We start from the raw sequence: 14710 nt of genomic DNA on the forward strand, positions 1-14710 counted from the left end.
CTTGCGTCATGAAGCGTCGATGGCTGCGAATCTTCCCAGCTTCTCGGTGGTCATTCCGCTGTACAACAAGCGCGACCATATCGCGCGGACCTTGGCGTCGGTGCTCGACCAGACCCTTCCCCCGACCGAGGTCATCGTCGTCGATGATGGATCGGACGACGGCAGCGCCGACCGTGTCGCGGTGATCGGCGATCCACGGATAAAGCTGGTCCGCCAGGCCAATGCCGGCGAGGGTGCGGCACGCAACGCGGGCGCGGCGCGCGCTTGCGGCGACTGGATCGCGTTGATCGATGCCGATGACGGGTGGCGGCGCGAGCATCTGGCGACGCTCGCCGAGGTGATCGATGCCTATCCCGAGGTCGACCTGGTGGGGGCGGCTTCGCTCGCGACGTATCTTGGCGAGCTCGACCAGCTGTTGCAGCAGCCGAGCACCGCCGGATCGATCGCCCGGCTGGACTTTTTTCGCGACCATGACGGCAGCGTCTTCAACGCATCGAGCGTCGCGATCCGGCGCACCGCGTTCGCCGCCACATCGGGGTTCGGCAGCTACCGGGTAGGCGCCGATACCGAGTTCTGGATTCGCTTCGCGCTAGATCATGCGATCGCGGTGAGCACGCGGCAAAGCTCGATCTATCTGCGCGGCAATGGCGGGGTGATGGAGCGGGTCGCCAGCGACGCCAGAGGCCGCGACCGGCCGCTGCCCGAATCGCCGGTCTTCGCGACGCTCGAGCGCGCGCTGGCGTCGCCGCGGTATCGCGAGCTGCATGCGCCTATCCGCGCTTATGCCGATCGGACGCGGCTGAATTATGCGCGCGGACGGCTATATGTCGGGCGCGGTGTCGAAGCGCGCGCGATCCTTCGCGACGTCCACCAGCCGGCGCGGGTCGAACGGCTGGTGTATCAGCTGCTGTCCTATCTTCCCGCCCCGGCGCTTCGCGCGGGTTCGCGCGGCTTTTCCACGGTCAAGCGCCTGCTCTAGCGCCCCATCGCCCATAGCCGCTCGCCCAGTGCGAACCGGCGGCCCACCAGGCGCGACCCGGCTTCGCCGAGATGGTCGTTGTCGCGGTACAGCGGGACGCCGTTCCAGGCGGTGGGGCAGACGCGGTTGGCGCACATCGCGCGGTCGATCCGCAACACCGGCGTGTCGGCGGCGCTCACGAACGCGTCGAGCAGCCGTGCGGTCGGCTGCGTCAGCACATGCGCGCTTGCCGGAGCGATCGCGCAATCGGGGCGGGCACCTGCGTGCGGCAGCCCTGCCAGCTTGCGCTCCCAGCATTGGCCGATATCGAAGCGCGCCTGCGGTGGTCCAGAAACGACCACCACGCGGCGGCCGATCGCGCGGATCGCTGCGCTCGTTCGCGCTTGCGCCGCGACGATCCGACCGGGCGTGCTCGCGACGATGCTGTCGCCGGCGGACAACAGCAGGTGGGTATCGGGGGTGACATAGCGAAGATACCGACCCGACAGCACCACCAGCTCGATGCTGGGGGTTCGCGCGAGATACGCCAGCACGCTGTCGTTGAAGCCGATGCACGTCGCGGCGATCCGGCGGCTCGCCAGCCGGTCCACCGCCGCGATGCCGAGTAATGGCGCGCATCCGCCAAGGCTTGCCTGCGCGATGGGGTGGCGGGTCGAGGCGGTGAGCGCGGGGACGAGATGCTGCGAGAAGGAATCGCCCCATAGCAGGATCCTGGGCTGCGGCGATTGGCTGCAGCGCCCGTCGAAGCGCGTGGCGGTGCCCTCGCATCCGAGCAGCGGCAGCCCGGTGACGCCGCTTGTGTCGAAGGGCTGGCCGCGCCCCGCCACCACCTGCGCGCCGATCGCCCCCAGCAGCGCCAGGCCCCCCGCGCCCGCCGCCGCCAGCCCCCAGATCCGCCGGGGGCCAAGCGGCATCGCCTGCCCCGGCTGCTCGATCCAGCGATAGGATGCCCATCCGAGCGCGGCCGTCGCCAGCAGCAGCGCGCCGACCGACAAGGGCGGCAACGGCATCCCGAGCCACACGATGTTGGCGAAAGCGAATAGCGGCCAATGCGCCAGGTACAGTGAATAGGATCGATCGCCGATCGCTGCCCACGGCGTCAGCGCGCGGACTTCCCAGGGCTGGGCGACGATGAACGCCACCGCCGCGATGCATGCGAACAGGGTCAACCAGGGAACCAGCGCGGCGACCGTGGGCGCAAGCGGCAGCGCAAGCAGCGCCAACAGCGCGAGCGGGCGAAGCCGGGTTGCCCAGCCGCAAACGCGCGCGCGCCCGGGATAGGCCGTCGCCGCGACCGCCCCCAAGCCAAGCTCCCATGCGCGCAACGGCAGCAGGTAGAAGGCGGCAGCGGGCGCGCGCGGATAGACGGCGAGATAGGCGATCAGGCTGACCAACGTCGCCACCGCGAGCGCCGCCGCCCATCGGCGCGGTGGCAACACCACCAGCAGCGCAGGCATGAGCAGATAGAATTGCTCCTCGACCGCGAGCGACCACAGGTGCAGCAGCGGCTCGAAGATCGCCGAATCGTGGAAATAATTGATCTGTCGCCACAGGACCATGTTGATCGACATCGTCAGCGCGCCCGCCAATTGATCGAGGAAGCGCGCATGGAAGCTGCGTGTCAGCAGCAGCATCGCCGCGACGATCGTCAGCGCCAGCATCGCATAGGCCGCGGGCAACAGCCGGCGCGCGCGGCGCAGATAAAACTCGCCGAAGCGAAACCGCCCCGCGGCGCGATCGCGCAGGATGATCCCGGCGATCAGATAGCCCGACAGCACGAAGAACATGTCGACGCCGAGATAGCCCGAGGGAAGCACCCCGAGCCCCGTGTGGAACAGGATCACGATCGTCACCGCCCATCCGCGCAGCGCCTGCAGGTCGCGACGCCTGCCGTCGGGCATCGCCATGGTCACCCGGCAGCGGCGGCGGCGGTCACGATGTGCGCATAGGGCCCCTGCGCGACGATCCGGCCGCCCTCGATCCGCACCACCAGGTCACACCCGCGCAACGTCGACACCCGGTGGGCGATCGAGACGATCGTCAGGTCGCGCGACAATCGGTCGATCGCGGCCATCACCGCGCGTTCGGTTTCGTCGTCGAGCGCGCTGGTGGCTTCGTCGAGGATCAGGATCGTCGCCTGCTTGTACAGCGCGCGGGCGATGCCGATCCGCTGGCGCTGCCCGCCCGACAGCCGGATGCCGCGTTCGCCGACGCGGGTGCGGTAGCCATCGGGGAGCCCAGCGATGAAGTCGTGGAGGTCGGCACCCTCGGCCGCGTCGCGGACGCGCCCCATGTCGATCGCGTCGGCGTCGCGCCCGAAGGCGATGTTGGCGGCGATGCTGCTGTCGGCGAGGTAGATCGCTTGCGGCACATGCGCGATCTGTGCCTGCCACGACGGCTTGGCGGCAGCGTCGAGCACGCGGCCATCGACGCGCAGGCACCCCGTCGTCGGATCGAGCAGTCCCATCACCAGATCGGCGAGCGTGCTCTTGCCGCCCCCCGATTTGCCGACCAGCCCGATCCGCGCCCCCTTGGGGATCGTCAGCGACAGCGACTCGATCGCGGGGCGGTCACCCGAGGGATAGCGATAGGTGACGCGATCGAACTCGATCGCGCTGGCCAGCGCCGGGACGGGGATCGCGGCGTGGGGCGCGGGGGGCGGGATATCGAGCAGCCGTGCGACATCCTCGATCGCGCGGCGGTTGCCATGGATCTGCGACCAGCTGAAATAGACCTGCTGGACCAGGGGCAGCAGTCGCTGCGCGCCGAGCGCCAGCGCGCCGAGCATCGGCAAAGCCGCGACGATCCCGCCAGGCTGGGTGCTGACATAGAGCGTCAGCGCCGCGATGAGCACGACCCCGCCCGCTTCGACGACATAGCGCGGCGCGGCGGCGATGAATTGGTTGGCAGCCTGCGCGCGGCGAAAGGCGCGATCGACGCGCGCGAATTTGGCGACGAAGATCGGCTGGGTGCGATCGAGCAGGACGTCGCGGATGCCGCCCATCCCCTCCTGCAGCGTCTGGACGCGCTCCTGCAGCGCATCGCCGATGATGTCGGCATTGCGGTACAACCGCTTGCGGGTCGCCAGGCTGACGATCGCGTAGAGTATGACGAAGCACAGGCACGCGATCAGCGAGGTTGCCGGGTCGATCGCGATCAGCGCGGCGAGGATGAACAGCCCGACCACCGCCGCGGTGGTGCCGAGCATCGCGGGCAGCAGCACATTGCCGAGCACATATTGCACCTTCTCGATCCCCGAGATCGTCTGGCTGCTGTTGCGCATGACATGGTAGCTATAGGGCTGGTGCAGCGTGCGGTCGTAGATCTGCGTCGCCAGGTCATGCGCGACCGAGAAGACGAAATTCTGGCTGGTGCGGACCAGTGCCAGCCGCACCGCGCCCGACAGGATCGCGATCGCCACCAGCAGCAGCGCCGAAAAGCCGAGCGTGCCGAGGCCCGTGGTTGCCGCGAGCGAATCGACGATCGCGACCGCGCCGCCATAGCGGCCCTGCGACCCCCCGGTCACGATCGCGAGGAAGGGCAGCACCGCACCGATCGTCGCGAGTTCGGCAAAGGCGCCGACGATCATCAGGACGATCGTCAGCGCCGCCTGGCGTCGACGCTTCTGCGGCAGCGCATCGTAGAGTTTGCGCGCCGATCGCCAGGGGCCCGCGGCTTCGTGCTGGTTCGGGGCGGGGGTCATGCCGGCGCGCGACCGCTACGCAGATCGACGCCGGTCACCTGGATGCGGACCTCGCCGAAGCGTTCGCCGGGTTCGCCGACGAACTGCAGCCGGACGGCGTTGCAACGCGGCGGGACGGCGAAGCTTGCCGCAAAGCGCTGGATCGGCCCGCCGACGGTGGCCAACGGCATTTCGGCGAGCAGCATGTCGTCATGCGCGCACCGCACCCGCGCGACGATCCGACCCACCGGATCGGCGCCGGTCATCCGCGAGCGCAGCGACAGCGTCGCGGGGCCGGGAGCGGCGAGCACCAGCTGTTCGGTGAGCACCGCCGGGGTCGCGCCGTGAAAGGCGAGCGTCATGGCGCCAGCTTCGGGCAGGTCGGGGACGGGGGCGATGGTGGCTTCACCGGCGGCGTTGTCGCCGGTGGTCCAGTTGAAGGGGAGGGGGCCGGGAAGCCCTGCGAAATTCGGGTCGTACGGCGTCGTGCTTGCGCGGCGGTGCGCGGCGGGCACGAAGCTGCGCCAGGCGCGATGGGCTGCGGCATAGTGATGCTGCTCGACCGCGGCGCGCAGCACCGCGCGCTGTTCGGTGTCGGCGGCGACCGGATCACGCGCGCGTGGCAAGCGGGTGAGCAACGCGAGCAACGCCAGCGGATCGCTGCCCGCACCCGCGCGCCCCGCGAAGAATTCGCCGCGCCAATCGGGATCGGTGGCCAGCGCCGAACGCACGGCGTCGGCGCCGCGCGGATCGTCGAGCAATGCGGCGACCAGCGCGAGGATCGGCTCGCGCGTGCCGGGGCGTAGCCGCATCGCGGGGCCGACCTCGGCGAGCGCCGCGCGATAGTCGCCGCGCCGGATGTGGTGGTCGAGCAGCCAGTAGCGCGCGATGTCGGCGCGCGGATCGCGGTTCCGGGCGATCGTCATCAATACGCGCGCGCGGGCGGCATCGCCATCGGCACTGGCGGCAAGCCCTGCGAGCATCGCCGGCGCGGCGTTGCCGGGGGCGCTGCGCATCGATCGTGCGATCAGCTCGCGCGCTTCGGCATCGACGCCGCCGCCGGCGGCGATGATCCGCGCCTGCGCGAGATTGGCCAGCGCCGTGCCGCCCGCAGGCGCAAAAGCCGCGGCAAGTTCGGGCCGCGTCGTCTGCCACTGCCCGAGCGCCGCCTGCCGAACCGCCAGCCACGCAAGGCCGAGCGCGCATGCCGCCGCCACGATGCGTACCCAGCGAAACCCCTGCGCAGCCGCCTCGGTCGTCACGAGGCGATGTCGAGCATCGGCGTCGTCCGCGCTTCGCTGCCATAGGGGCGGCCATAGCCATAGCCATAGCCATATCCGTAGCCATAGCCGCTGGTCTTGGGGTTGTACTTGGTCAGCACGACGCCGATCAGCCGCGCATCGGCGGTGGTGAGGCGCTCGATCGCATTGAGGACGATCGCGCGGCGGATCGATGCCGCTTCGATCACCAGCAAAGTCGCCTCGCAGATCGAGCCCAGCACCGGGGCATCGGCGAGGCCGAGAACGGGGGGCGCGTCGATGATCACCATGTCGTAGCTGTTCATCGCTTCGGCGACGATCTGGTGGATCCGCCGCGTGGCGAGCAGCTCGGCGGGGTTGGGCGGCACCAGCCCGCTGGGGAGTAGCGACAGCCGCGGGGTGTTGGTGCCGACGACATGCTCGCCCAAGGCCTCGTTCGAGCACAACAGCCGCGACAGCCCGGTGGTGGTGTTGGCGGTCTTGGCCAGGAACGACGGCTTGCGCAGGTCGGCGTCGACCAGCAGCACGTTCAGCCCGGTGCGCGCGAAATTCTGCGCCAGCGCCAGCGAGGTGCTCGATTTGCCCTCGCTCGCGCGCGAACTGGTCACCAGCAGCGATTTGGGGTGCACATTGCCGCTGGTGAATTGCAGCGCGGTGAGCACCGAATAATAGGCCTCGGCGACTTCGGATCGCGGCGTGGCGAGCTCTTCGAGGATCGATGCGCGCTTCTCCATCCGCGGCACCAGCCCGAGCAGCGGCAGATGGAGCTTGCTGCCGACATCCTCGGCCGATTTGATCGTGTCGTCGATGAACTCGATCCCGAACGCGATTCCCATGCCGATCGCGAGCCCCGCGGCGATGCCGATCAACAGGTTGCGGATCGGGTTGGGCTTGAACGGGCTGCGCGGTGGCAGCGCGGTATCGACGACGACCGCCTGGCTTTCGCCGAGACCACCGACCACGCCGATCTCCTTGTAGCGTTGCAGCAGCGCGTCGTACAATGTGCCGTTGGTTTCGACCTCGCGCTGCAGGATGGTGTAGCCGATCCCGCGATTGCGCAGGTCGAGCACGTTCGACCGCAGCGACGCTACCTGCGCGCGCAGCTCGCTCTCGCGGCCCAAGGCGGCGAGATAGGCCGAGCGCAATGATGACGACACTTCGCCGCCTTCGCGGCCGAGCGCGGCGCCGATTTCGGTGATGCGCGTTCGCAGCGCGATCATGTCGGGGTAATCGGGTTTGAAGGTCGCCATCCGCTCGCGATAATCGGCCTCCAGCTTGGCGCGTTCGGCGCGCAGGCCGGCGATCGTCGGGTTCTGCAGGATGTCGCCCGCGGCGCTCGTCGCGATCGCCTGGCGATAGCGCTGCTCGGCAGCGATCCGCTCGCCGATCGCGTTCGACAGCGCGCCGTTGAGCGTGAGCAGCGACTGGGTGGTCAGCGAATCGCCCGATCCGCCGGTGGGGGTGTCGGCGTCGCGCCCGCCCGCTTGCCCGCCGCCCCCGCTGCCGCCGCTCAACTGCACTATGCCCTTGCTGCGCGCATAGTTCACCAATTGGCGTTCGCTCGATTCGAGTCGTTCGCGGGTGGCGTTGAGCCGGGTTTGCAGGAAATTGCGCGCGAAGGCGGTGGTGCCGTAGCGGCGTTCGGCGGTCGAATCGATGAAGCCGGTCGCGAAGGCGTTGACGATCCGCGTCGCACGCTCGGGGTCGACATCGGTATAGCTCAGCGCCACCAGGTTGCTGCCGCGTAGCGGCTGCACGCTGAGATTGCCCGCCAGCTTGTAGCTCGCTGCCTGGCGCCGCTGGTCGGCGGTGCCGCCGGCCTGGACGAAGCCGGTATCGTTGCCGAGGTTGAGCGTCGTCGCGACGCGCTCGGCGAGCGACCGGCTCTTGAGCAGGCCGAACTGCGTCTGCAGGAACTGGTCCTCGCTGCGCATCTTGGGCTGGACGCCGCGGTTGTTGCCCATCACTTCGATCGGGCTGGTGTTGATCTCGAGCGTCGCGACCGATCGATAGACGCGCGTCGACAGCATCGTCGCGGCGACCGCCAGTGCGATACCGACGACGACTGCGGCCAGGATCAGCCATTTCCATTTGAAGATGATCCGCAACAGATCGCTGACATCGATTTGCGCGGGGCGCGGCGCACCGCTGCTCCAGGGGATAGTGGGTGCAAATATCGATGGCGTATCCGCACTATGCGGACGACGCAGGCTGCGACCGCCGATCTCGCCGATTGCCTCGCTCATCGCCTACCCCCCAGACGCCATCTTGCCCCATTTGGTCGCGATATCGACCGATCCGGGCTAGCGACCTCATCGTTACTAGCATTTTCCCGGGGTTAACATAGGCGAAGCAGCGCCGATCTTGCGCTTGATCCTGCTAGTCGTGGCGACCAAGGGGTGCTGGGCCGCGTCGCGGCGCCGCAAGCGCGGTCGCGAGCGCGGCGATGACCGCGATCGCGGCGGTGCGAAGCGGATAGTCGACCGCGCTGTGGACCAGCACCACGCCGAGCGCGGTGGTTGCCGCGCGCGCGATGTCGCTGCCGCCGCCTGCCCATGCGATCCAGGTCGCGCGCACCCACAGCGCCAGCGCGGTAGCGACGATCGCGACGCCCGGCAGGCCATATTCGAGCAGCCATTCGACATAGTCGCTATGCGCGTGGTTGACATATTCGGGGGTGACCGCGGCGGGGTCTTCATAGCCCGGATAGACCGCGGTGAAGCTGCCGCCGCCCGCGCCCAGCGGCAAGTGATCGGCCGCGGCACGCGCGGCGGTGGGGATGATCGTTGTGCGGTGCTGGTCGCTTGCCGATGACTGGCGGGGGAGCGCCGCGACGCTGGCCGCCGCTACCGTCAGCACGGCAGCCCCGCCCAGCAGCGCGGCACGGGTCAGGTGCTTTGCGCGGCCCGCGGCCAGGATCGCGATCGATGCTGCGACGACCGGACCCGCCATGACGGCGACCGCGACCGAGCCGGTGATCGCCAGCCCAGCGAGCAGGACGAGCATCGCGGCGGTGAGGGCTGCGACCTGGAGCGTGCCCTTCCGCGACGTCGCGCGGTCGGCCCAGGCGCTTGCGCCAAGCACCGCGCAGAACGGCACCGCGCACAGCAACAAGGTGCCAAGATGGTTGCGATTGGCGAAGAACCCCACCGCGCTGCCGCGATTGGTGATCGCATAGAGATAGAGCGGCGAATCGGGCCCGTGCAGCCGCTGGGCCACGCCGAGCAGGGCCGACAGCACCGCCACCGCGACGAGGCAACGGAGCAACAGCGTCCGGTCGGCGGGGGTGGCGCCGATCGCTGCCGCATAGATCGCCAGCGGCGGCGCCAGCGCGACCAGTGCGGCCAAGGTCGCGTCGGGGGTGAGCGACAGGGGAAGCCAGCCGGGATCGACCTGCGCCAAGGCGAAGCCCTGTACGATCGCCGATCGCTGCGGCAGCGATTGCCAGATCGACGCGGGAAGCGCGACGACCTGCAGCGCGATCATGCCCGCGGTCAGCGCGAACAGGATCATGGGCCAGCGATGGTCGCCGATCGCCTGCCGCGACCGGGCATTGCGGCCCCATAGGCTAGCCAACACCAGCATGACCGCGGCAAGCTGGACGATGGCGTTGGCGACGAAGCCCGCCGCGCTGGCACCGCCAAGGAGGACGGCACCGCAAAGGAACGCCGCGCCTAAACCTTGCCGGTCATCAGCCGTGGGAATCCGGGCGGAAGGGTGTGGCGCGATCGGCGCCGATTCGGAGGGCAGGCTTTCGTCGAAAGGTCGCAATGGCGCCGTCACGCTTACGCGCCCGAGGACGCGTTACGGGCTGATCGGAAGCGGACCGCCCGTGGTATCGTCATCATCGCCGCTGGCTGCCGCGGCGATGCCAAGCCCCACCGCTGCGATCGCGCCGAGCAGGACGATGATGCTCCCCCCGGTCCGGCCGACGGCTCGGCTGCTGCCAGCCACCGTTACGCAGTCGGTCAGCGCGCTACCCGCGACGCATGGCTGCGCCGTCGCGGTCGATGCCCGGGTCGGTTGTTGTGCGGTGATCCCCAGCGCGGTTCGGTTGCTGGCGAGGCGCGGTTCGACGGTTTGCGCCGAGGCGACGGTCGCCTGCGCGACGAGCGCCAATGCCGCGACCCATGCTGTGCTTCGAACGCCCATGCCGATCTCCCCTGACGCCGCAGCGCAAGCTGAAGTAATCTGATGTCGCCGCTGTGCTCAGGCGACGCGTGCAAACATAAGCCGATGTATCGCCAAAGTCGATAGAGGGCGTGTCAGTGCTCTGTGGCCCGATCGGCCAAGACTTAGAAAGGCCTGAACAGCGTCACGAAGGGTAGCGACTGGATGACGGTCTTCATCGCCTTGCTCGTGGCCGATCCGTCGACGACGACGATGTCGTCGGCGTAGATGGCGGGATCGGGTGATTCGCCGCGGCGGATGCTTTTCAAGTCGAACGCCGCCGCCATGCGCTGGCCGTCGATCTGGCGGAAGACGATGACGCGGCTCGGATTGGCCTCTTCGGCGATCCCGCGCGCCATCGCGATCGTCTTGATCAGCGTGGTCGGTGCCGAGACGGGGTAGAGGCCGGGCTGTTGCACCGATCCGTCGACCGTGATCGTCCGCTGCACCGCGCTCTTCAGCGTCACCGCGATGCTCGGCGCGGTGAGATATTTGGCGCCCAGCAGGCGTTCGAGCTCGTCCTCGAACTCGGCGGTCGTGCGCCCGGCGGCGGCGACCGGGCCGAGCAGCGCCAGATTGACGCGCCCCGCCGAATCGATCGTCTGGTCGCCCGACAGGCTGTCGACCTTGAACACCTGGATCGACACGACATCGCCCGCGCCTAGCCGATAGTCGGTGGTCGTCGCGGGAAGGGGCGGCGCATCGGGGGCGACGAAGCTTGCCGGATCATAGGCGATGTCGCCGCCGCGACCGCCGCAGCCGGGCGCCATCAGCAACGCCGCGGCACACGCCGCGACGCGACAATATTGGCCAAGAACAACGATGCGCGTCGCCATGTCGCGAATGCTATCGCGCGCGCGGCGCCCCTGCAATAGCGAGCCGATTGGCACAATCTATTTACGCTCTGCATCGAAGAAAGTCATGAGGCCCCGCCGATAGGCCGGGGTAAGTCGCGCTGCGTCGGAATTTACCCTGTTTTGCGCGTAAGGGACAGTGTGTCGCTTTCGCCCTGGAGCGCAACACTGGAAGGGCAAGCTCGAAGCGAGGGCACGCGTCGTGTGCAGATCACGGCCATCTTCATGCAAAATCGACTTAGTGGACGCCGAATGTGCCAACGGGCTTCGCTTGAGCATTCCTCACAGAAGAGGAAGCAAAGGCGAAGCCCGTCAGGCTTATCGGGGTGTTCGTTTCCTAACGAATTGGAAAACGAGGTACGCAGATACGATCGCGATAGTGGCGTTAGCGGAAATTCGCCCGGATCGAGAAAGTATAACGGCTGTCGCCAACGAACCAGTTGCGGGGCCGTTCGAGCAGATCGTTGTTGATGACGTAATTGGTTCGCGTGATCGCACTGGTCAGGTTCACCGCCTGGAATCCCATGCGGATTGATGGCGTAACAGCGTAGAAGATCGACGCGTCGAGCTGGCCATAGGCCTCCTGGATCACCGGCGCGTTCGGTACGATCACGTCGCGGATCGTGAGCAGATATTTCGAGCGCCAGTTATAGGCCGCCCGGATTTCCAACCCGTCCTTCTGGTAGAAGGGCGCAAGGTTGAACTGATATTTGCTCAATCCCTGCAGTGGCAGGCCACCAACGTCGATCGAAGTGATAACGCCCGCAGCCACGTTTGGATCGTTCCGATCGAGGTTCGACTGGGAGACGCCCGATGAATGGACATAGGTGAAGTTGCCCGACAGGCCGAGGCCTGAGAGCATCCCTGGCAGGAAATCATAGGTCTGCTGATAGCCGAGCTCGAGGCCGCGGATCCTGCCGATTTCGTCCGAATTGAGCGGCGTCGTGACGATGGCGTCGAAGGTCGCGCCATTGTTGGTGAAGGTTTGCCGCTCGGTGCTGGTCACTTGGACGCCGCGCAAGTTCTTCGCAAACGCCGACAGCGTGAGCTGGCCGACATTCGAGAAATACCATTCGGCGGTCAGATCGAAATTGTCCGATCGCACCGGTTCGAGGAACGGATTACCGACCTGGAAGATCGCGACCGGGCCGCCGTTGAACAGGATCGTCTGATCGCCGGTGCCAAGATTGACGTTGTAGAACGACCGGGTCAGCAGGAAGTCGGGCGGCGCAACCGTCTTGTTCACCGCGACGCGGAATTGCAGCCCACCGCCCATCGCCAGCCGGAAATTGGCCGACGGCAGGAAGTAATCATAATTCAGCTTGGCGTCGTTCGGGATCAGCGCGCCGTTCTGGAACGCTGCCGCTTGATCGCGAGTAGCTTGCGGCAACGCGCAGAACCGCGACTGTACCTGACCGTCGGCGGGTGGGACGCAGTTGAACGATTGTTGCGGGAACGCGAAGAAGCCCGACGAAACGCGGCTGGTATGCGTGTAGCGCACGCCGACATTGCCCGTGAGGTTCCAGCCATTGTCGAATTCATTGCCGAAGCGGGCAACGAAATAGGCGGCGTTGTTGCGCTCGGATACCGGATTGACCTCGCCCGGCAGATACGGCGTCCCCTCGATCACGCCAGCGCGATTTTCTAGCGGGACCCAGCCATTGGCGCCCGACAGGTTGCTGGTGAAGTTGCGCCATTCCTGCGCGATCTGGCTGATCGACTGGATCGCGGTGCCGTAATCCTGCAGCGCAGCGCCGGGATAGAACAGCCGGCCCGGACCGCCCGGCGCCGACGGATTGGCTTCCTGGCCGCGGAAGAAGTTCGAATACAGGAACGCTTCCTGCGGCGCTAGCGCACCGGTGGTACGCGTGGCTGGATTGCCGTCGATCGGACGGTCGAACCAGACCGGGCCGCCCGGCCCGACCGACGTATTGTCGGCCAGCGTGCCGCCGCCCCAGATCTCGCTCAACACGCCCCAGTTATAGGCCGACGAACGCGCCTCGTTCTGGCGATCGGCGAAGCGATAGCCGGCTTTCACCGACTTCAGCCAGCCTTCCTCGGGGAAGCTATAGTCGAAATCGATCCGCGCCGCGTCCGAATCGCCCTCGCTATCCTCGAGGTGATCCATCGCCGAGCGATAGAAGTTGTTATAGGCATTGAGGTAAGATGGGTTGGCGGCGTTCTGGTAATTGTTCGGGCCGTTGGTCACCGGGATCAGCGTCACTTGCGCCGGATCCTTGCCATTCATTCGGATGTCGGCATTTTGATACGTCGTACCCCAGACCGTCAGGTCGGTGACGTTAACCTTCGACCAGACATGCTGGTAATCGACCTTGACCGAAAGCCGGTCAGTCAGCCGCGATTTCAGCCCAAAGCTGATGTCGTTGGTCTGGAAGCGCGCCGTATTGCCGCGCGCGATGTTGTTCGATTGCAGGCCGTTGGTCGGCGTGCGGCCATCTGCGCCCGCCTGCGAATCGGCGCGATAGCCGTTGGGGCCAGTGATCAGACCGCCGGTAAAGGCATTGTCGTCGTCGAAATCGAAGGTCGTGCCGGGGAAAGGCTGGCTGTCGCCCGCGGCGAGCACGTTGTCGGTCGCGACTTCGATCGCATTCTCGGTCCAGGCCTCGCGCGAGTCCGAGCGCAGGAACTGCAGCGTCGCGTCGGTGCGGCCGTCGAGGCTGCGCCATTGTGCTGCCGCCGAATAACCATAACGAACGCGATCATATTCCTGGCTGCGCACCGCGGCACCGCGCGGCACATATACCGTCGTACCGACATTGGATGTGCCATCGGCGGCGAGCGGCTGGAGCAATCGCCCGTCGTCGGTCAGCACGCGCGTGCCCCAGTTCGAAATCTGGATGCTGTCGGCGCGGTTGCGGATTTGCGACCGCACGAAGCTGCCGAGCAGGCCGAAATCGCCGATGCCCGTCTTCCAACGGTTGCTGAGCAGCACCGATACCGTCGGCGCCGACTTCTTGACGAAGTCGCCATAGTTGTTCTCGAGCGTGCCGCCGAGCAGCAAGCCGCTCGAATCGAAGGGCAGGCGCGTGCGCAGGTTGACCGTGCCGGCGATGCCGCCCTCGATCATGTCGGCCGAAGGGCTTTTGAACACGTCGACCCCGAACAACAATTCGGCAGGAACGTCGGCGAAGGACAGGCCGCGGCCGTTGCCTGCGCTGAAGGTGTCGCGCCCGTTCAACTCCGACCGCGTATAGGTGAGGCCGCGCACGACGACGCCCGAACCTTCGGCGGCGAAGTGATCGGGATCGGCACCCGCCTGGAACCGGCTGATCGACACGCCGGGAACGCGCTGAAGGGCTTCGGTGACCGAACGGTCGGGCAGGGCGCCGATGTCTTCGCTCGAGATCGAATCGACGACGACGTCGGAGTTGCGCTTGATCGCCTGCGCGCTCTGAAGGCTCTGGCGGATGCCGGTTACGACGATTTCCCCGGTGGCGGCCTCGTCCTGCGCCGTCGCGGTCGATCCGGTCGACGTCTGCGCGGTTGCCGGCTTCGTCGGTTCGATTGCAACCATCGGCGCCACCAGGGGCAAGCCATCGGTCGCCGATGCAGCAGCTGCCGGCATGGTGAGCACCATCGCCATAACCGAAGCACCCGTCAGTGCACCCGCGCGCGCAGTAGCCAAAGTCTTACCCTTCATGAAACCTCCCCCGTGTTAGCGCTATCAAATGCCGATGCATCGGTGCGCCGAGCGACCGAATACCCACGGATTTTAAGGTTTGCCAATAGCGGAAAAAGTCTAGAT

The 14710-nt window shown here is 67.2% G+C and carries 9 protein-coding genes; 1 reads left to right on the forward strand and 8 read right to left on the reverse strand.

What is annotated here, in order from left to right:
* Window positions 1-19 precede the first annotated feature (19 nt).
* Complete coding sequence (locus OKW76_RS13435) at window positions 20-979, forward strand: glycosyltransferase family 2 protein (RefSeq protein WP_265549363.1); 960 nt, start codon at window positions 20-22, stop codon at window positions 977-979.
* Here the strand turns inward: OKW76_RS13435 and OKW76_RS13440 are convergent.
* The 8 genes from OKW76_RS13440 to OKW76_RS13475 all read right to left on the reverse strand — a co-directional run bounded on the left by OKW76_RS13440 (window position 976) and on the right by OKW76_RS13475 (window position 14605).
* On the reverse strand, window positions 976-2886 hold the full coding sequence (locus tag OKW76_RS13440; RefSeq protein WP_265549364.1) for an acyltransferase family protein: 1911 nt from the start codon (window positions 2884-2886) through the stop codon (window positions 976-978). The two genes, OKW76_RS13435 and OKW76_RS13440, sit on opposite strands and share 4 nt — an antisense overlap.
* A gap of 2 nt (window positions 2887-2888) precedes the next feature.
* Complete coding sequence (locus tag OKW76_RS13445; RefSeq protein ID WP_265549365.1) at window positions 2889-4682, reverse strand: ABC transporter ATP-binding protein; 1794 nt, start codon at window positions 4680-4682, stop codon at window positions 2889-2891.
* Window positions 4679-5923, reverse strand: a complete 1245-nt coding sequence (locus tag OKW76_RS13450) for a hypothetical protein (protein WP_265549366.1) — start codon at window positions 5921-5923, stop codon at window positions 4679-4681. The genes OKW76_RS13445 and OKW76_RS13450 overlap by 4 nt, the downstream gene beginning before the upstream one ends.
* Window positions 5920-8166, reverse strand: a complete 2247-nt coding sequence (locus OKW76_RS13455) for a GumC family protein (protein ID WP_265549367.1) — start codon at window positions 8164-8166, stop codon at window positions 5920-5922. The genes OKW76_RS13450 and OKW76_RS13455 overlap by 4 nt, the downstream gene beginning before the upstream one ends.
* A 133-nt stretch (window positions 8167-8299) precedes the next feature.
* On the reverse strand, window positions 8300-9703 hold the full coding sequence (locus OKW76_RS13460; RefSeq protein ID WP_265549368.1) for an O-antigen ligase family protein: 1404 nt from the start codon (window positions 9701-9703) through the stop codon (window positions 8300-8302).
* 21 nt (window positions 9704-9724) lie between these two features.
* Window positions 9725-10072, reverse strand: coding sequence for a hypothetical protein (locus OKW76_RS13465; RefSeq protein ID WP_265549369.1), 348 nt, complete (start codon window positions 10070-10072; stop codon window positions 9725-9727).
* Window positions 10073-10215: 143 nt separating this feature from the next.
* Window positions 10216-10926 (reverse strand): polysaccharide biosynthesis/export family protein, encoded by a 711-nt coding sequence (locus tag OKW76_RS13470; RefSeq protein WP_265549370.1) that lies wholly within the window; start codon window positions 10924-10926, stop codon window positions 10216-10218.
* 403 nt (window positions 10927-11329) lie between these two features.
* Window positions 11330-14605, reverse strand: a complete 3276-nt coding sequence (locus tag OKW76_RS13475) for a TonB-dependent receptor (RefSeq protein ID WP_265549371.1) — start codon at window positions 14603-14605, stop codon at window positions 11330-11332.
* Between the last annotated feature and the right edge of the window lie 105 nt (window positions 14606-14710).

The organism is Sphingomonas sp. S1-29, from assembly GCF_026167545.1.
Lineage (GTDB): Bacteria > Pseudomonadota > Alphaproteobacteria > Sphingomonadales > Sphingomonadaceae > Sphingomonas.